At 74.0% G+C, this 19,044-nt stretch carries 13 protein-coding genes; 1 reads left to right on the forward strand and 12 read right to left on the reverse strand.

Features of this window, described 5'->3' with window-relative positions; all coding sequences use genetic code 11:
• The 11 genes from AB5J87_RS23100 to AB5J87_RS23150 all read right to left on the reverse strand — a co-directional run bounded on the left by AB5J87_RS23100 (position 1) and on the right by AB5J87_RS23150 (position 14,836).
• A complete protein-coding gene (locus tag AB5J87_RS23100) occupies positions 1 to 2,637 on the reverse strand; it encodes a tetratricopeptide repeat protein (protein ID WP_369383638.1) in 2,637 nt (878 codons plus the stop codon).
• Positions 2,638 to 2,687: 50 nt separating this feature from the next.
• Positions 2,688 to 4,013, reverse strand: coding sequence for a hypothetical protein (locus tag AB5J87_RS23105; protein WP_369378935.1), 1,326 nt, complete (start codon positions 4,011 to 4,013; stop codon positions 2,688 to 2,690).
• A 166-nt stretch (positions 4,014 to 4,179) separates the two neighbouring features.
• The gene (locus AB5J87_RS23110) at positions 4,180 to 5,148 is read right to left on the reverse strand and encodes a glutamate ABC transporter substrate-binding protein (protein ID WP_369378936.1); all 969 of its coding nucleotides are present in this window, start codon (positions 5,146 to 5,148) and stop codon (positions 4,180 to 4,182) included.
• Between the two features lie 61 nt (positions 5,149 to 5,209).
• Complete coding sequence (locus AB5J87_RS23115; protein ID WP_369378938.1) at positions 5,210 to 6,604, reverse strand: hypothetical protein; 1,395 nt, start codon at positions 6,602 to 6,604, stop codon at positions 5,210 to 5,212.
• A gap of 244 nt (positions 6,605 to 6,848) precedes the next feature.
• The gene (locus AB5J87_RS23120) at positions 6,849 to 7,841 is read right to left on the reverse strand and encodes an N-acetylglucosamine kinase (RefSeq protein WP_369378939.1); all 993 of its coding nucleotides are present in this window, start codon (positions 7,839 to 7,841) and stop codon (positions 6,849 to 6,851) included.
• The gene (locus AB5J87_RS23125; RefSeq protein WP_369378941.1) at positions 7,838 to 9,103 is read right to left on the reverse strand and encodes a 6-phospho-beta-glucosidase; all 1,266 of its coding nucleotides are present in this window, start codon (positions 9,101 to 9,103) and stop codon (positions 7,838 to 7,840) included. The genes AB5J87_RS23120 and AB5J87_RS23125 overlap by 4 nt, the downstream gene beginning before the upstream one ends.
• An 8-nt stretch (positions 9,104 to 9,111) precedes the next feature.
• Entirely contained in the window at positions 9,112 to 9,990 is an 879-nt protein-coding gene (locus AB5J87_RS23130) for a carbohydrate ABC transporter permease (RefSeq protein ID WP_369383639.1), read from the reverse strand.
• A 13-nt stretch (positions 9,991 to 10,003) separates the two neighbouring features.
• Entirely contained in the window at positions 10,004 to 10,945 is a 942-nt protein-coding gene (locus AB5J87_RS23135; protein ID WP_369378942.1) for a carbohydrate ABC transporter permease, read from the reverse strand.
• Positions 10,946 to 10,969: 24 nt separating this feature from the next.
• Complete coding sequence (locus AB5J87_RS23140; protein ID WP_369378943.1) at positions 10,970 to 12,316, reverse strand: ABC transporter substrate-binding protein; 1,347 nt, start codon at positions 12,314 to 12,316, stop codon at positions 10,970 to 10,972.
• Between the two features lie 54 nt (positions 12,317 to 12,370).
• Positions 12,371 to 13,600, reverse strand: a complete 1,230-nt coding sequence (locus AB5J87_RS23145) for an ROK family protein (RefSeq protein WP_369378944.1) — start codon at positions 13,598 to 13,600, stop codon at positions 12,371 to 12,373.
• A gap of 171 nt (positions 13,601 to 13,771) precedes the next feature.
• The gene (locus AB5J87_RS23150; RefSeq protein ID WP_369383640.1) at positions 13,772 to 14,836 is read right to left on the reverse strand and encodes a mechanosensitive ion channel family protein; all 1,065 of its coding nucleotides are present in this window, start codon (positions 14,834 to 14,836) and stop codon (positions 13,772 to 13,774) included.
• Between the two features lie 272 nt (positions 14,837 to 15,108).
• Here AB5J87_RS23150 and AB5J87_RS23155 point away from each other — a divergent pair, with 272 nt between their 5' ends.
• Complete coding sequence (locus tag AB5J87_RS23155; protein WP_369378945.1) at positions 15,109 to 15,645, forward strand: HNH endonuclease; 537 nt, start codon at positions 15,109 to 15,111, stop codon at positions 15,643 to 15,645.
• 64 nt (positions 15,646 to 15,709) lie between these two features.
• Here the strand turns inward: AB5J87_RS23155 and AB5J87_RS23160 are convergent, their stop codons facing one another.
• The gene (locus AB5J87_RS23160; RefSeq protein ID WP_369378946.1) at positions 15,710 to 18,772 is read right to left on the reverse strand and encodes a beta-N-acetylglucosaminidase domain-containing protein; all 3,063 of its coding nucleotides are present in this window, start codon (positions 18,770 to 18,772) and stop codon (positions 15,710 to 15,712) included.
• Positions 18,773 to 19,044 lie beyond the last annotated feature (272 nt).

Below are 19,044 nucleotides of genomic sequence, written 5' to 3' on the forward strand. Positions count from 1 at the left end.
TCACACCCACGTCCGGGGGCGGAAACGGTTGGCCCGCTCCACCAGTTCGATCCGTTCCTCGCCGCTGCGGGCGAGCCGGGCGAGTACCCGGTACGAACGCTCCAGGCCGAACCGCAGCCCCCGCTCGTCCAGCTCGCTGTCCAGCAGTACGGCGGCGGCCGACGAGCCGTTCGCGGCCCGTTCGCCCTGGCTTCCGGAGAGTACCCAGTCGAGCGCCGTGCCGAGGACTTCGGTGGCCAGCAGCTCCCGGCGCACCGCGTCGAGGCCGAACCCCCGCAACGCGTCCACCTGGCCCGCAGCCGCGCTCAGATCGCCGAAGAGCGCGTCGCCCGGGGCGCGTTGGCGCAGCCTGGCCCGGACGGCCGCGACCCGGGCCGCGGTGTAGTGGATCGACGCCTCCGGCACCGACTCCAGGGTGGCGACGGCGGCGGTGCGCTCGCCGGAGGCCAGTTGCACCCGGGCGAGTCCGAAGGCGGCGCTGACGTAGCTGGGGTCGGTCGCCCACACCAGGCGGTAGTACTCGGCGGCGTTGTCCAGCTGCCCCAGCACCTCCGCGCAGACGCCGAGCGCCAGCTTGGGGGTGGGCTCGCCGGGGAACGCGTCGTAGACCGCGTCGAAGGAGAGCGCCGCGTTCTCGTGGTCGCCGCCGACCAGCGAGGCGATCCCGCGGTACCAGACCACCCGCCAGTCGTCGGGGTGGTCGGCCTCCAGGGCTGCCAGGGCCTTGCCCGCCGAGACGAGTTCGCCCAGGTCCAGCCGGGCGCGCAGCTCGCGCAGCCGCTTCTCCACGGAGTTGGTGGGCGCGGCCCGCAGCGCGCCGATCAGCTCGGCGGGCGCGGCGCCCAGCAGCCCCGCCAGGAAACCGGCGTTGGGGTCGCCCGGATCCACGTGCGGCACGGGCAGCGCGAGCGCGGTGGCGCGCGCGTCCAGCGGCGCCAGGTATCCGTCGCCCGGTCCGCCGCGGGTGTCCGGCGCGCTTTCGGCGCGGGGCGCGGGGACGGCCGCGGGGGAGACCGGGGCGAGCGCGGCGGCCGGGGCCGGGTGCGGGGCGGCCGTGACGGTCGGCCCGGCCACCGCGGCGGGCCCGGCGGGCGGCGGGGGAGCCGGCGCCGGGGCGCCGCCCGCCGCCGCGCGTCTGCGCGCCCGGCGGCTCTCCGGCACCGGCCGGGCCCCGAGCTCGGAGACGTCCGTGGTGAGTTCGGCGAACAACTCCGTGTCGGTGACGCGCAGTTCGGTGCCGAAGAGGGTGGAGAGCGCCGGGTGCGGGCGGCCCGTCTGGAGCGCCACCACCTCCCGCAGCACCCCCGTCAGCTGCTCGGCCATCTCCTGCGCGGAGGCGAACCGGCGCGCCGGGTCGGGGTCGGTGGCCCGCACCAGCAGCCGGTAGAACGACTCGTACGTCCGGAAGACCTCGTTGGTGTCCGGGTCGGGCAGGCTGTCCGCGAAGACGTTGGTGTAGCCCTGGAAGTCGAAGGTCAGCACGGCCAGGGTGCGCGCCACCGTGTACAGGTCGGAGGCGACCGAGGGGCCGGCCTCGGCGACCTCCGGCGCCTGGTAGCCCACCGTGCCGTAGATGGCCGACTCGTCGTCGTCCATCCGCCGCACCGCGCCCATGTCGATCAACTTCAGCTGGTCCTCGGTCTGGATCGCGTTGTCGACCTTGAAGTCGCAGTACAGCAGGTTGCGGCTGTGCAGATGGCCGAGCGCCTCCAGCGCCTCGATCCCGTACGCGCACGCCTGCTCGACCGGGAGCGGGTCGCGCTTGCCGCCCGGGCCGCGCCGCTCGTTGGCGATCTCCTTGAGCGACTTGCCGCCCACGTACTCCATGACGATGTAGCCGTCCATGGAGCCGGTGCGCTGGTCGAGGTGCTCCACGAAGTTGTAGATGCGGACGATGTTGGAGTGCTCGATCTCGGCCAGGAAGCGCCGCTCGGAGATCGCCGCCGCCATCGCGTCCTGGTCGCCGGTGTCGAGCAGGCCCTTGAGGACCACCCAGCGGTCCGAGACGGCCCGGTCGACCGCGAGGTAGACCCAGCCCAGGCCCCCGTGCGCCAGACAGCCCACCACCTCGTACTGGCCGTGCACGATGTCGCCCGGGTGCAGCTTGGGGACGAACGAGTAGGGGTGGCCGCACTTGGTGCAGAACCCCTCGGTGCGCCCGGCCCGCTCCCCGCGCGAGCGGCCCACCGGCGCCCCGCAGTCCGACTTCGAGCAGAAACGCTTCCGCTCGGGGACCTCCGGGTGCTCCATCACCGCCGTCGCCGGATCGGGGCGCGGCACCCCGGGCACCGTGACCAGCCCCGCCCCGAGCCTGCTGCGCCCCGAGGTGCCGGTGGCCGGGCCCGAGCTGCGCACCGACACCGAGCGGGCGCTGCCCGAGCCGGTGAGCGAGCGCGACAGCCGCCCGGAGACCGAGCGCCGGGACGTGGCCGAACGCGAGGAGCGGGCGGACGCCGAGGTGGCGCCCGAGCCCGCCGAGCGGGCCGACGACGAACCGCCGCCCGGACGGCCCCCGCCGGACCCGGCCGGGGACGCGGAGCCCTCCTTGCCGGACCCGGACCCCGGCGCGGCGGGCGCCGCCCGGGAGACCACCGGCGCCAGGCCGCAGGTGTCGCAGTACAGCTCCCCGCCGCCCATGTCCTCGTAGGTGCCCTCGCAGCCGGGGCGCTGGCACTTCTCCTGGTCGCTCACGATTCCCCCCTGTGGTCGACGGGTCCGGGCTGCCGGGGAACCAGCACCTCCGCCGCGGCCCGCTGGTACCGCAGCACCGCCTCCTCGGCGACGCGCAGGTCGCAGGGCGCGGACCAGAGCATCCGGCGCGCCGCGTCGTACCGTTCGATGAGCAGCGGGTCCTCGGCCATGCCGTGCCGGGCGACCTTCGCCTTGTACGCGTCGAGCCTGCCGCGCAGCTCCGCGCGGACCGCCAGCGGCGCCGTGACGGCGGTCAACGACTCACGCGCGCGCAGCAGTTCGTCCTCGGCCTCCCGCTCCAGCGCTTCGAGCAGCGGGGAGAGCCGGTGCCACTGGGAGTGCCTGCGGTACTCGGCGGCGGCCACCAGGCGCTCCTGGAGCGCGGTCGGCGGGCCGCTGACCGCGGGCACCTCGGAGGCGGCGATCTTGGCGAGCACCTCGCCCCGGGCCGCCCGCGCCTCGGTGAGCGTGCGGTCCGCGCGCGAGAGCACGTCCCGCAGCCGCAGCAGCCGCATCTCGGCGTCCTGGCGGACCGTCAGGACCGCCTCGATCTCCCGGCGCACGTCCTCCAGGGCGCGGGCGGCCCGGTCGTAGCGCTCGGTGTCCGGGCGCCCGCCGCCCGGGGCGGAGCTGCCCGCCGCGGACACCCAGAACGCCAGCGGGTCGGAGACCACCTGGGCCCGCAGCCCGGTGAGCTCGTCGGTGATCGACTCCAGGTCGTCGCCCGCCGGGTGCTCGCCGGGGCGCACGCCCACCGAGTGCGCCAGGCCCCGGGTGCGGTGCAGCTCGGCCGCGAGGAGGTCTATCCGGGCCGGCAGCGCCGACCACACCGCGTCCGCCGCGACGACCAGGTCGAGCGAGCGCGCGTACAGCTCGTTCATCCGGTGCACGAGCTGCTCCAGGGTGAACCGCTCGGTCAGCCGGGCGGGCCCGGTCAGTGTGGTCGGCAGGGCGGCCCCGGCGACCGTCACCGACTCGCCGCGCAGCCGCTCGGTCAGCTCCACCAGGTCCTCGCGGGAGGGCCAGCGGCGCCGCTCGCGCAGCTCCCGGGCGCCGTCCACGGCCGCCTTGTACGCGTCGAAGTACCCCCACAGCAAGGTGATCGACTGCTCGGCCGCCGCCCAGCGCTCCTTGGTGACCCCGGTCAGCCCGGCCCCTTCCAGGAGGCGGCGTCCCGCGTGGTCCTGGAGCGCGAGCAGCGACGTCTCGATCGCCTCGTGCTCGGCGTCGAGCCGGGTCAGGGCGCGGTCGACCTCGTCCCGGTCGAGCACCGGCCGGGCGGGCCTCCCCGAGGAGGAGCCGGGGAAGGATCCCGCGCCCATCGATCACCTCTCTGCTCGGAACTGCGTCTTGTGGAGTACGTCGTGGTGCGTAGGTCTTGGTGCGTGCGGGTCGGTGTGTGTGTCGGCGTGTGCGCGGGCGGCTCGTGGGGCGGCCCGCCGTGCTCCCCGCTGCCGCGGGACCGGGGCAAGTGGCCCGCCCCGTACGCTACTTGGGCTCCGGCGGCCCCGATATCCCGCGCAGGTCGGCGGCGAGCCATTTGCGGTACGCCGTCATCCACGGGCTGTCCGCGCCGCCGCTGCGGTAGTCCACCAGGACCTGGTTGATCCACTGGACCAGGTCGTCCTCGCCCAGCTTGGTGGCGACTCCGTAGTACTCCTGGGTGAACGGCCGGCCCGTGAGCTCGACGGTGGGGTCCTGGGCGGCCTGGCCCGCCGCCAGCGCGTTGTCGGTGACCACCGCGTCGACCTGGCCGAGCTGGAGGCGCACCAGGCAGTCCAGCTGGTTGGGCGCGGTCAGGTTCTTGTAGATCGCGCCGTGGGAGTCGCTCTCCAGCGCGTCGAAGGCGGTCGAACCGGTGGCGACGCAGACCCTCTTGCCCTTGAGGGTGTCGTCGTACCCCTTGATCGGGGAGCCCTTGGGGGCCAGCACCTGCTGGCCCGCCTCGAAGTAGGCGGAGGAGAAGGCGACCTGCTCCTTGCGCTTGCAGGTGATCGTCATGGTCCGCACCACCACGTCGACCTGGTTGTTCTCCAGGGCGGCGATGCGCTGGCTGGTGGGGATGGCGCGGTAGATCACCGCGTCCGGGTCGCCCAGGATGCTCTTGGCGATGGCCCGCACCAGGTCGATGTCGAACCCTTCGAGCTCCCCGCTCGCCGGATTGCGGTAGCCCCAGCGGAAGCTGTTCTGGTCGATTCCCGCGCGCAGTTTGCCGTACTTCTTGATCCGGTCGATCGACGCGCCGCCGGCGCGCGAGGGCGGCAGGCTCTTCTCGGGGTCCGTGCAGGTGTCGGCCTTGGCCTGGACGGCCTGCCCGACGCCCCGGCCGCCGACGCGCCCGGAGTCCTCGTCGGCGCCGTGCCGGGACACCGGGACGAGCAGGGAGGCCGCGGCGACGCAGGCCAGGGCCATCCCGCCGACGCCGCCCCACCCGCGGAGCCTTCCGTTCCTGTTCATCGCGCCTCCTCCCGTGACCGCCGTGCCCCTCGGACCCCTGCCGTGCTCGTCCCCACCCTGCTCACCTGTACTCCGCCAGCCGTCGGCTGATGCCGACCCCGGCCGCCGCGGCGCCCAGGACCGCCAGCACGGCGGCACCCAGCGGCAGCCCGGTCAGCGCGTCCCTGCCGTCGGTGGCGGCCCGGGTGAACTCCCGTTGCTCATGGCCGATCGCCTGCTCCAGGGCCGCGTCGACCCGGTCGAAGGACTGGCCCGTGGAGCCGGAGCCGCCGATGACCCGGTCCAGGGCGTCGGTGTAGTCGCCGGCCTCGTCGCTCGTGCGGACCTTCTCGTGCCGCGTCTGCCACTCGGTGACGGCGGCCCGCGCGTCGCTCACGGGTGTGCGCCCCGAGTCGTCGTCGGCCAGGCCGGTGGCCGAGCCGAGCTTGGCCACCAGGTCCTTCATCTGCGACTTGTAGCTCTCGTCGTAGGCGTCCTTGCCCGCCGCCGTCGTGATGGCGCCGCGCGCCACCAGCGTCAGGTTCTCGTTGGCGCGGGCCTGGAGCGAGCTGATCCGGGCGTCGTTGAGCACCTTCAGCGACTCCTGGCCGTGGGTGCGCGAGGTCGACAGGTCGGACGCGGCCACCGCGTGCCCGGCGACCAGCCACAGCAGGACGACCACCGAGGCGCCGCTGGCGGCGACCAGACCGTGGTTGAGGACCCGGTTGGTGCGCAGGAAGTTGCGCCGCTGGGCCCAGAACAGCGCGCCCAGCGCGACCGCGCCGACCGCGAGCGCCGCGTAGGGCCAGGTCTCCGCCTGGTCGTAGTCCTCGTAGAGCCGGCCGGTCTCCGCCTCGTACAGCGTCTGGGCGGCGGGCAGCAGGGTCTTGGCCATCTGCTCGTTCGCGTACCGCAGATAGGCGCCGCCGACCGGGTAGCCCTGGCGGTTGTTGGCCCGGGCCTGCTCTATCAGGCCGTTGTAGAGAGGCAGTTGTTCGTTCAGCCGGGCTATCGAGCCGGCCGACTCGGAGGAGCCCGTGGTGTTCGCCGCCGCCTTGACCAGCAGCCGGGAGGCGGTGGCGATGTCCGACTCATAGCGCTCGCGGACGGCGCGGGCCTCCTTGGAGCCGGCCAGGAAGCCGCTGGTGGCGGCGGTGTCGGCGTCGGCCAGCGAGCGGTAGATGGAGGCCGCGTCGGCGCTCAGCGGCTGGCTGTGGCTCACCACGTCGTCGGCCGCCGACGCCCGGTCGGTGACCTCCCAGGCGGTCACCGCGCCGAAGGCGACGACGAGCGCCGCCACCACCGTGCCGATGATCCACAGGCGGCCCGGCTCGGTCGTCGCGGCGGCGCGCAGCCGCTCGCGCGAGGCCGCCCAGCCGCCCTTGCGCGGGGCGGGCGGGGCCTCCGGACGTGCCGGTGCCGTCGCCGGTGCCCTCGCGGGCGCCCGCGGTGCGCGCGTGCTCGGCGGGTGTGCCACTTGTCGACCTCCCCCTCGGTCACCCGGTGCCGGTCAGCAGTATGGACGCAAGGCCCGACCACCACACAAGGGTTGACCTGATCTTGTTACCCGTGTGCCTCCCTGCCCCCTGTCCACCACCCCACCATGTATACGCCGCGCGGGGCCGATCGGTTCCCTTTCGAGCCCCCCGAAACGACGGCCCCCGCGACCGCGCGCCCGCACCCGCCGCGCGGACCGGGCGCGCGGCGGGTGCGGGCGCGCGTCAGACGTGCTGCCCGCGCCGGACGTACTGCCCGCGCAGCCGCGCGAACACCTCGGCGTCCGCGCCCACCGCGTCCAGGCCGAGCAGTCCGGCGCCGAGCACCGGGGAGGCGGCCACCACCAGCGGTACCGCCTCGGGGGCCCGGGCCGCCAGCAACTCCCTCACCCCGTCGTCCAGTTGCGGGTGGCGGGCGGCCAGGACGCTGCCGCCGAGCAGCACCGGCACCGGCTCGTCCAGCAGCTCCAGGCGGGTCAGGGCGACCACCGCGAGGGCCACGATCTCCTCGGCCTGCCGGTCCACCAGGGCGCGCGCCACCGGGTCGCCCCCGGCGGCGACCTCGAACAGCACCGGGGCCAGCTCGTGCTTGCGCGCGGCCGGAATGTGCTCCAGGTGCAGCGCCTCGATCAGCGCGTACACCGAGGGCAGCGCGAAGTGCTCCGGCAGGGCGCGGGCCAGCGCCGTCGGGCCGCCCCGGCCGTCCTCGGCGCGGGCCGCGAACCACAGGGCCTCCTCGGCGAGTCCGCCGCCCCCGCCCCAGTCGCCGGAGAGCTTGCCGATGGCCGGGAAGCGGGCGGTGCGCCCGTCCGGCGTCATGCCGACGCAGTTGATGCCCGCGCCGCACACCACCGCGACGCCGCGCGGCTCGGCCCCGCCGGGCAGTCCGGCGCGCAGGATGGCGAAGGTGTCGTTGTAGACCTTGACCGTGCCGCCCCAGCCCCGGGCGGTCAGGGCCTCGTGCAACTCCCGCTCCTCCACCGGCAGATCGGCGTTGGCCAGGCACGCCGAGACGTGGTCGACGCGGGCCGGGCCGGTGCCGCCGGCCGCCGCCCAGGCCCGCCCGACGGTGTCCGCGAGCGCGTCCACCGCCGTGCGGACGCCCACGGCGGGCGGCCGGAAACCGCCGCCCCGGGCGGTGCCCAGGACGGTGCCGTCGGGGCCGACGACGGCGACGTCGGTCTTGCTGTTGCCGGCGTCGATCGCCAGCACGCTCATGCCCACGCGAAGTGCTCCCGGTTGTGCGCGATCAGCCGGTCGGTGAGCCCGTCGGCCAGGTCGTACTGCCCCACCAGCGGATGGGCCAGCAGGGCCCGGAAGACCCGGTCGCGCCCGCCGCGCAGGGCGGCCTCCAGCGCCAGGTCCTCGTAGGCGGTGACGTGGGAGAGGAGCCCCGCGTACAGCGGGTCGAGCGCGGGCACCGCGAGCGGCGCCGGGCCGTCCGCGCCCACGGCCGCCGGCACCTCGATCACCGCGTCGTCGGCGAGGAACGGCAGGGTGCCGTTGTTGTACGTGTTGACGACCTGCACCGGGCTGCCGCCGTCGCCGAGGAGGGCGGCGGCCAGGTCCACGGCCGCCTCCGAGTAGAAGGCGCCGCCGCGCTTGGCGAGCAGCTCGGGCTTCTCGTCGAGCGCCGGGTCCCCGTACATCGCGAGCAGCTGCCGCTCCATCGCGGCGACCTCGGCCGCGCGCGACGGCTTGGTGGCGAGTTCGCGGACCACCTCGTCGTGCGCGTAGAAGTAGCGCAGGTAGTACGAGGGCACCACGCCGAGCCGGTCCAGGACCTGGCGGGGCAGGCGCAGGTCGTCGGCGACCGCGTCGCCGTGCTCGGCGAGCAGCTTGGGCAGCACGTTCTCGCCGCCGGGCCCGCCCAGGCGCACCCCCAGCTCCCAGGTGAGGTGGTTGAGCCCCACGTGGTCGAGGTGGATCTCGCCGGGCGCGACGTCCAGCAGCGCCGCGAACTTGCGCTGGAAGCCGATGGCGACGTTGCAGAGCCCGACCGCCCTGTGGCCGGCCTGCAGCAGCGCGCGCGTGACGATGCCCACCGGGTTGGTGAAGTCGATGATCCAGGCGTCGGGGTTGGCCCGGCGCACCCGTTCGGCGATGTCCAGGACCACCGGGACGGTCCGCATCGCCTTGGCGAGGCCGCCCGCGCCGGTGGTCTCCTGGCCCACGCAGCCGCACTCCAGCGGCCAGGTCTCGTCCTGCTGGCGGGCGGTCTGGCCGCCGACGCGCAGCTGGAGCAGGACCGCGTCGGCGTCCGCGACGCCCGCGTCCACGTCGGAGGTGGTGACCACGGTGCCCGGGTGGTCCTGCTTGGCGAAGATGCGGCGGGCCAGGCCGCCGACCAGTTCGAGCCGGTCGGCCGCCGGGTCGACCAGGACGAGCTCCTCGATCGGCAGGGTGTCCCGCAGCCGTGCGAAGCCGTCGATGAGTTCGGGGGTGTAGGTGGAGCCGCCCCCGACAACTGCGAGCTTCATAACAGACGTCAGCCCTTCACTCCGGTCAGCGTGACACCCTCGACGAACGCCTTCTGCGCGAAGAAGAACACGAGGATCACGGGGGCCATGACCAGTACGGTCGCGGCCATGGTCAGGTTCCAGTCGGTGTGGTGCGCGCCCTTGAAGGACTCCAGCCCGTAGCTGAGCGTCCAGGCGCCGGGGTTCTCCGAGGCGTAGATCTGCGGCCCGAAGTAGTCGTTCCAGGCGTAGAAGAACTGGAAGAGCGCGACCGCCGCGATGCCCGGCTTCGCCATCGGCAGTACCACGCGCAGCAGCGTCTTGAGCTCTCCGCAGCCGTCGACCTTCGCCGCGTCGAGGTACTCGTTGGGGATGGTCATCAGGAACTGCCGCAGCAGGAATATGGAGAACGCGTCGCCGAAAGCCATCGGCACGATCAGCGGCCACAGCGTGCCGGACAGGTCCAGCTGCTTGGCCCAGAACAGGTACATCGGGATGATGATCACCTGTGGCGGCAGCATCATCATCGAGATGACCAGCATCATCGACAGATTGCGGCCCCGGAAGCGGAACTTGGCGAGCGCGTAGGCGACCGGCAGCGAGGACACCACGGTCAAGGCGGTGCCGAGCCCCGCGTACAGCAGGGTGTTGCGCCACCAGGTCAAAAAGCCCGGGGTGTTCCAGACCTTCCTGTAGTTGGACCACTCCCAGTGGTCGGGGATCAGGTCGCGGGTCAGCGTCTGCTGGTTGTCCATCAGCGAGGTGAGCACGATGAACACGAACGGCAGCACGAAGAAGAGCGCCGCGGCGACCCCCAGCGCGTGCACGCCGATCCAGTGGAGCAGCGCCTTGCGGCGGGCGACGCGGGCCGCCGGGGTGGCGAGGGGCGCGTCGAGCGGGTACGTCATGTCGGCCATCGGCTCAGTCACCTGCCTGGATCAGTCCGCCACGGCGCCGCATCAGCAGGGCGGTGAAGGCCATGGAGAGGGCGAAGAGGACCAGGGCGACCACGCACGCGGAGCCGTAGTCGAAGCGCTGGAAGCCCAGGTTGTAGACCAGCTGCGGCAGGGTCAGCGTCGACTTGTCCGGATAGCCCGGCTCGAACTGCTGGCCCGAGCTGCCGATGATCCCGGAGGCGACCTTCCCGGCCACCAGCGGCTGGGTGTAGTACTGCATGGTCTGGATGATCCCGGTGACCACCGCGAACATCACGATGGGCGAGATGTTCGGCAGCGTCACGAAGCGGAACCGCTGCCAGGCCGAGGCCCCGTCCAGCTCGGCCGCCTCGTACTGCTCCTTCGGCACGTCCAGCAGCGCGGCCATGAAGATGACCATCAGGTCGCCGACGCCCCACACCGCCAGCATGGTCAGCGCGGGCTTGGACCAGGCGGGGTCGGTGAACCAGTCGGGCGCGGGGATGCCGAGGTCGGACAGGACCGAGTTGACCGGTCCCGTACCGGGGTTGAGCAGGAAGACGAAGGAGAGCGTCGCGGCGACCGGCGGCGCCAGGTAGGGCAGGTAGAAGAGGGTCCGGAAGACCCCGGTGCCCGTCTTGATCTTGGTGATCAGCAGCCCGATGCCCAGCCCGAAGACGACCCGGCAGGCCACCATCACCACGACCAGCCACAGCGTGTTGCGCAGGGCGGGCCAGAAGAGCGGATAGTCCCGGAAGACGTACGTCCAGTTCTTCAGGCCGTTGAAGGTGGGGTCGGCGAACCCGTCGTAGTGGGTGAAGGAGAAGTAGACGGTGGAGATCAGCGGATAGGCGAAGAAGACGCCGAAGCCGATCAGCCACGGTGACATGAAGGCGGCGGTGCGCAGCGCCGCCCGGCGGCGCTTGGCGCGCAGGGTGCACGTGGTCATGGGATGCTCCGCGAGACCCGGGGCCTACTTGGCCTGGGCGATCGTGGTGTCGATCTCCTTGGCCGTCTTCTCCAGCCCGGCCTGGATGTCGCTCTGCTTGCCCTTCTCGATGTCGTAGCCGAGGTTCTGGAGGGAGACCAGGTACTGGCCGCCGTTGACGGACGCCGGGGTGGTCGTCGAGTTCGGGTTCTGGGCGATGTCCAGGAACGTCTTGAAGCGCGGGTCGTACTTCAGCCGCGGCGACCTGAGCGCCTCCAGGGTGGAGGGCACGTTGTGGATGGCGTTGGCGAAGTCGACCACCGCGTCGGTGTTGGTGGTCATGAACTTGACCAGCTCCCAGGCCGCGTTCTGCTTGGTGGAGGTGGCGGCGATGCCCGCGATGGTGCCGGTGATGTAGCCCTTGCGGTAGGTGTCCGCCTGGTCGTCCGGCACGGGCAGCGGCGCCACCCCGATCTCGAACTTCGGCTTGGCGGCCTCGGCCATCCCCAGCCGCCACTCGCCGTCCAGCTGCATGGCGACCTGGCCCAGGTGGAACGGGTGTTTGGCGCCGAACTCGTCGCCGAAGCCCGCCCGGTACCGCTCCAGCTTCGCGAACCCGCCCAGCTCGTCCACCAGCTTCTTCTGGAAGGCGAGCCCCTTGGCGAACGCCGGGTCCTTGGCGATGTTCGACTTGCCGTCGGAGTCGAAGTAGGTCGGCGACCACTGCGCCAGGTAGTGCTCGGTCGTCGACTCGTAGCCGTGGTAGTCCGGCATGAAGCCGAGCTGCTCGTAGCCGTCGCCCTTGGCCTTGGTGAGCTTCTTGGCGTCCTCGGCGAACTCGCTCCACGTCCTGGGCGGCTCCGCGATCCCGGCGTCCTTGAAGGCGTCCTTGTTGTAGTACAGCGCGTAGGCGTCGCCCAGCAGCGGCAGGGTGCAGCGCTTGCCCTCGAACTGCGTGTACTCGTTCATCGCCTTCGGGAAGGTCTTCGCCGGGTCGATCCCGTCCTTCTTCAGGAAGGGGGCGAGGTCGACCAGGGCGCGCGAGGAGCAGAACTTGCCGACGTTGTTGGTGGTGAACGAGGAGACCACGTCCGGCGCGCTCGAACCGCCCGCCCGCAGCGCCTGGTTGATCTTGTCGTCGTTGATGTTGCCGACGACCTTCACATGGATGTTGGGGTGGGCCTTCTCGAACGCGTCCACGTTCGCCCGGATCGCCTTGACCTCCTCCGGCGCGCTCCAGCCGTGCCAGAAGGTGATCGTCGTCTCCTTGCCGGCGTCGTCGGTGGCCGAGGAGGTGCTCTGGCCCGTACAGGCCGAGCCGAGCAGGGCGATGGAGGCGGTCACGGCGAGGGCGACGGCCGGCTTGCGGCGGTTTCTGCTGTTTCCGGACATGGTGGAGTCTCCCGGGGCAGGGGGGCGGGGCAGGGCGGATGGACGGGTGACGGTTCAGCGGGACGTGTCGAAGACCTCGTCGCGGGTGGCGGCGAGCGCGCTCTCCAGCGCGCCCCGCAGTACGGGGTGGTGGTGCACCTCGCCGATGACGAGCCGCGGCCGGGAGGCGGCGAGTTCGGCGAGTTCGTGCTGGACCAGGGCGCGCAGCGGCTCGCCCCCGGCGCAGATCAGCCCGCCGGACAGCACGACGAGCCCGGGGTCGAGCACCGCGACCATGGAGGCGAGACCGGTGGCGAGACCGGTCGCGAACGTCTCCAGCAGGCGCAGGTGGGGGGCGTCCTCGGCGGTGCCGTCCGCGCGGGCCGCGGCCTCGGCGGCGCGCCGCACCAGGGTGGCGGCGACCTCGGTGCAGGAGCCCTCGGGCAGCGGCCCGATGCCCAGCTCCCGGGCCAGCCGGGGCACCGCCTGACCGCCGGCCAGCTCCTGGAAGCCGCCGGAGTTCGCCTTGGTCACCTGGCGTACCAGGGGCGCGCCCGGCACCGGCAGGAAGCCGACCTCGCCGGCGCCGCCGGTGAAGCCCCGGTGCAGCCGTCCGCCGATGACGAGCGCGGCGCCGAGGCCGCCCTCGTTCCACAGCAGGACGAAGTCGTCGTGGCCCCGGGCCGCGCCGAGCCTCTGTTCGGCGACGGCGGCGAGGTTGACGTCGTTCTCGTACTCGACGGGCATCACCAGGGCGGCGGCGAGCTCGTCGAGCAGGGTGGGGGAGTGCCAGCCCGGCAGGTGGGAGGCGTACCGCAGCCGTCCGGTGCCCGGGTCGAAGGCGCCGGGGGTGCCGATGACGACCCGGTGCAGATCGCCGCGGACGAGGTCGGCGGCCTTGACGGCGCCGTCGAGCGCGTCGGTGACCTGGCGCACCACGGCCTCGCCGGAGCGCCGCCCGGGGGTGCGCACCTCGAACTCGCCGGTCACCTGGCCGGTGATGTCGGCGACGGCGGCGCGGATCCGCTCGGGGGTGACGTCGAGTCCGGCGACGTGCGCCGCGCGGGCGTTGACCGCGTACAGCTGGGCGTTGGGGCCGGGCCGCCCCTCGGTGGTGCCGGTCGCCACCACCAGACCGGCCGCCTCCAGCCGGACGAGCAGCTGGGAGGCGGTCGGCTTGGAGAGCCCGGTGAGCTTGCCGATCCGGGTGCGCGACAGGGGCCCGTGCTCCAGGAGCAGGTCGAGGGCGGCGCGGTCGTTCATGGCGCGGAGTACGCGCGGCGTTCCGGGGGTAGTACCGGCCACGACGGCTGCACCTGCCCTTTCGTACCGGCTCTCCCGACCCCACTGTTAGGAAAGTTTCCTATCCGGTGGGAGGAAAGTAGGCCGCACGTCACGGCGGCGTCAATGGCCCGGCACCAGGGGGCTGCCAAAGCGTTACGCGGCCGTGCCGTACGGACCCGGTGGGCGGGCGCCCTACTTGGACAGGCTCTGCCCCGGCGGTATCGGCGCCGTCGCCAGGGACTGCGGGGACGTCGGGTTGCCCAGCGCCGACGGCGGGGCCACCGCGGCCGACGGGTCGGCGGACGCGGTCGCGTCCGGCTGCGGGGCGCCGCCCACGATCGTGATGCCCGCCTCGTCCAGCGCCCGCTTCACCCGCCAGCGCAGCTCGCGCTCCACCCCGACGGCCTTGCCCGGCATGGTCTTCGCCGACAGCCGGATGACCATGGAGTCCAGCAGCACCTCGTCCAGGCCCAGGATCTCCACCGGGCCCCACAGCCGCTCGTTCCACGGCTCTTCCTTGGCCATCGCCTCGGCCGCGCCGGTGAGCACCCGGCGCACCTCGTCCAGGTCCTCCGTCGGGCGGACCCGCACGTCCACGGCGGCGGTCGCCCAGCCCTGGCTGAGGTTGCCGATGCGCTTGATCTCCCCGTTGCGCACGTACCAGATCTCACCGTTGTCGCCGCGCAGCTTGGTCACGCGCAGACCGACCTCGACCACCTCGCCGGAGGCCACGCCCGCGTCGATCGAGTCGCCGACCCCGTACTGGTCCTCCAGGATCATGAAGACGCCGGAGAGGAAGTCCGTGACCAGGTTGCGCGCGCCGAAGCCGATCGCCACGCCCGCGACACCGGCCGAGGCCAGCAGCGGCGCCAGGTCGATGTTGAGGACCCCCAGCACCATCAGCGCCGCCGTGCCCATGATCAGGAACGAGGCCACCGAGCGGAGGACCGAGCCGATGGCCTCCGAGCGCTGGCGGCGGCGCTCCGCGTTGACCAGCAGACCGCCGAGCGCGGTGCCCTCGACCGCCTGGGCGCTGCGGTTCATCCGGTCTATGAGCTTGGTGAGCGCCCGCCGCACCAGCACCCGCAGCACCGAGGCTATGACCACGATCAGCAGGATGCGCAGACCGATGGCGAGCCAGGTCGACCAGTTCTCCTCGACCCAGCCGGCGGCTTCGGTGGCCGACTTCTGCGCGTCGTCGAGGGTGACCGGCGCGGTGGCCGGAGCGGTGGGATCGGACGGGGATCCGGCGGCCAGAACAACGGGCCAGTGCACGGCGGGAACCTCCAGGCATTGCGCTGCCGACGGTGCGACGGCAGCCCGACCACACTAACGGGGCAACCGGAGTGCCTCGTTGCCATGTTCGAGGGAGGCGACGTCCCGGCCCGGGGACGCAAGGGGGTGTGGTCGAAAACACTTCAAGGCCGTTACCCGGACGTGGTGGCGTTTCGACCAGGCATGAGGAGAGACTGAAGGCAGATCGTCCCGGCGCGAGCCACGCGCCGCCGACGCACAAGGAGGCATCCACCGTGCCGCACGTCCTGGTCCTCAACGCGTCGTACGAGCCGCTCGGCGTCGTACCGCTCCGCCGCGCGCTCGTCCTCGTGCTCGAAAACAAGGCAGTCTGCCTGGAGGAATCCGGCGCCTTCCTGCACAGTGCCACCCGGGCCGTCGCCGCGCCCAGCGTGGTCCGGCTCAAAAGATTCGTACGGGTCCCCTACCGGGGGCCCGTTCCGCTGACCCGCCGTGCGCTCTTCGCGCGCGACGGCGGTCGCTGCATGTACTGCGGTGGCGTCGCAACCAGCGTCGACCACGTGATCCCGCGCAGCCGCGGCGGTCAGCACGTCTGGGACAACGTGGTGGCGGCCTGCCGCCGCTGCAACCACGTCAAGGCGGACCGCCATCTGCTGGAGCTGGGCTGGCGGCTGCGCCATCAGCCCGCGCCGCCCAGCGGCCTGGCCTGGCGGATCATCGGCACGGGCCACCGCGACCCGCGCTGGCTCCCCTACCTCCAACCCTTCGGCGCGGACGACGCCCTGGCCCGGATCGACGGCATCTCAGCCTGAGACCGGGCCATCGTCGTCCTCGGGGCCGGGGGGACCGGCCCCGCACCGGGCTGCCCCGGCGCGCTCACGGCGCCACCGCGTACGCCTCCACCGACCACAGCGAGTACCCGTAGGGCGTGGCCCGCGCCACGCCCCGTACCCGCAGGTACCGCACGTCCCGGGCGTCCATCCGGACCGCCTCGCGCCCGCCCGCGCCGTCCCGCACCACCGCCGCGGTGCGCCAGGTGCGCCCGTCCCGCGAGACCTGGACGGAGTAGGCGCTCGCACAGGCGTCCTGCCAGTTCAGGACCACCAGACCGACCCGGCTGGGCGCGGGCAGCTCGGCCTGCCACCAGGCGTCGTCCCGGGCCGGGGAGGACCAGCGCGTCGACGGGTCGCCGTCGGCGGCGGCCCGCGCCGGGAACGCCGGGGTCTCGTCGCCCGAGGAGGACGCGGCGGCGCCCGCCACCAGATCCGGCCCGGCCGTACGCGGATACGCCCGCACGGTCAGCACCCGCTCCTGCCCGGAGAAGGAGACCGGCACCCGGTACTCCCCGGCCGCCGTGCCCGCCGCCACCGACACCCGCACCACCGTGCCGACCGAGGCCCCGCGCGGCACGGCGACGCGGCCCGCCACCGTGACGGCGATGCCCCTCGGCGCCCGCGCGCTGAGCGTGCCGCGCACGTCCTCGGGGCGCGTGGAGGTGAGCTGGGCCGCCACCCGCTGCGGCGCGCCCCCGATCTCCGCGTCCGCGGTGTCCCGGGCGAGATCGAGCCGGGCCCGCGGCTCGTCCGCGAACCAGGGCACCAGATGCCGTACGGAACGCACGGCGGCGGCCGGGCCGGTCACCCGCACGGCGTCCGCGCGCACGCCATGGGCGCCCAGCTGCGTCCAGCCGTCCGCCGACAGCGGCCCCAGACTGCGCCAGCCCGCCCCGGGCAGATGCACCTGCACCAGCGCCCCGCCCTCGGCCCACGGCACCGCGGGCGCGCCCGGGCCGGGCCCGGCGACCGGCGGTTCGGGGCGCGCGCCCGCGCCCGCCCAGTCCGGGGGAGCCGAACCCGGGCCCACCGAGGGGCTCGGACCGGCGCCCGAACCGTCCATCACGGTCACCGCCTCCACCGGGCGCACCCGGCCGAGCGCCACCGTGTACGCGTCCGCCGACACCATCGCCTCCCCGCCCGCCCGGTCCGCGCCGGTCCAGGCCGCCGACGCCCGGTCCGCGCGGGCCAGGAACGCGTCCAGGACCCCGTGGCCCACGGTCGCCGACCCGGTCGCGGCGGCCCGGCGCAGCGGATCCAGGGCGAGGGCCGCGCGCCAGGCGCCCGCGCCGTCGCCGTGGGCCTGCGCCCGCAGCATGTCGACGGCGACCTCTCCGGCGCGGCCGTAGCGGGCCAGCCGGTCGGCCCAGGGGCGCACCTCCTCGGCGAGCGCCGGACTGGCGGCGAGCCGGTCGGGGGCGCGGCGCATCACGGTGAACGCGGCCCGCAGCCGCGCCGCCGCGGCGTCGCCCGCCGCCGGGTCGGCCGCGGCGCGCGAGGCCCAGAAGGCGTCCAGGAGCGGGCGCAGACAGGAGGACTCGGCCGTGCTCAGGACCGAGGAGGAGTCGTTCCCGGCCAGCGCGGTCAGCGCCTCGGCCAGCGGGGCGTCGCCGTCCGCGAGGTCCGCCACCGCCGCCCGCCAGGACGCCTCGGGCTGGTATCCCTGCGGGTTCCAGGCGAAGTCGGCGGCCGTGAACAGCGGGATGCGGGAGGCGGACGCCTGCTCCATCGCGTTGGCGAGCAGCGCGGCCGAGCCGGTCGCGACGGCGGGCTCGCGGCCCGTGTAGGGGCCGAGGAAGATCCGGCCGGGCGCCCAGTCGTTGACCGGGTAGTTGTCCATCGTCACCAGCGGGTGCCCGAACGCGTCCCGGGCGCCCGCCAGTTCGCGCCCGGTGATGGTGCGCGGCACCACGCCCACCCCGGTCCAGGCGACCTGCACGCGCGCGTCCAGCCGCTCCGCGAGCGCGCTGCGATACGTGGTGGCGCCCTCCTGGTAGTACTCGGTCGGCATCAGCGACAGCGGTGCCGAGCCGGGATGGCGCTCGGCGAGGTGCGCGGCCACGGCGTCGGCCACGCGCGCGTGGGCGCGGGCCGCGGCGGCCGGCCCCCGCCCGAAGACGCGCGCGTCCCGCCCGCAGTGCCACTCGCTGTAGCTGACGTCCTGGAACTGGAGCTGGAAGGCGCGCACGCCCAGCGCCCACATCGCGTCCGTCTTGCGCAGCAGCGCCTTGAGGTCGTCGTCGGAGGAGAGGCACATCTCCTGCCCCGGCGCCACCGCCCAGCCGAGCGTGACGTGGTTGGCGGCGGCGCGCGCGGCCAGCACCCGGAAGTCGGCGCGCCGGGCGGCCGGGTAGGGGTCGCGCCAGCGGGCCTGGCGGAAGGGGTCGTCGCCGGGCGCGTACAGATAGCGGTTCTGCTTGGTGCGGCCCATGAAGTCCAGCTGGGCGAGCCGCTGTTCACGCGTCCAGGGCTGCCCGTAGAAACCTTCCGTCGTGCCGCGCACGGCCGTGGCGGGCCAGTCGCGCACGCTCACCCCGGGCACGGTGGCGGCGCCCTGCCGGTCCCGGCCCAGGAGTTGGCGCAGCGTCTGCACGGCGTGGAAGAGGCCGTCCGCGCCGACGCCGTCGAGGGCGACGGTGCCGCGCCCGCCCACCCGCCCGACGCCGATCCGGTACCCGCCGGACGGCAGGTCCCCCCGTCCGGGGGCCTTCAGGGCCCGCAGCGCGTCCCGGGCGCCGCTCCCGCCGACCAGGAACACCGGTGCGGAGCGCGGGAGTTGGCGGCCGGCGACGGTGACCCCGGCCCGCTCCAGCACCTCGGTGAGCGCGCTCACCGCGTAGGGGTCGGCGTCCGGCGCCGCCACCAGCGCGGCCCGGTCGCCCAGGCGCAGCCCGGCGCCGGTCCGCCGCAGCGACTGCGGCCGGGGCCACACCGATGGCAGCGCGGCGCGGGCGGCCTCCTCGGACGGGCCGTCGGCGGTGGGGTGTCCGGGGCTGTGGCCGGGCGTGGGCAGGGGCGCCGCGAGGGCGCCGGGCGCGGCCCCGAGCAGCCCCCCGATCACGGCCGCCGCGAGGGCCGAAGCCCGCTTTCCGCGCCCCAACTCCACGTCATCACCTCGTCTGAGCGGTCCTGCGCAAGTCCGTGCGGCGCCACGGCGGACGAGGGGCGCGGGACCTGCCCGGCGGGTGCCCGACGGCCCGCCCCGGACGTCACCGCACCCTCCGCGAAGCGCCGTTGGGCCACGCGCGGCGAACGCCGTCCGCCGCGCTCGGCCCCGACCCCACCACCCCTGGCGCGAGGGTGTCAACGCCGGTGACCGCTGTGCCGGAATTGACCGTTCCGCCAGGGCGCGGAGTGACGTGCGTGACTCGCCCCGCG

Origin of the sequence: Streptomyces sp. cg36, from assembly GCF_041080675.1 — a bacterium.
Classification (GTDB): Bacteria; Actinomycetota; Actinomycetes; order Streptomycetales; family Streptomycetaceae; genus Streptomyces.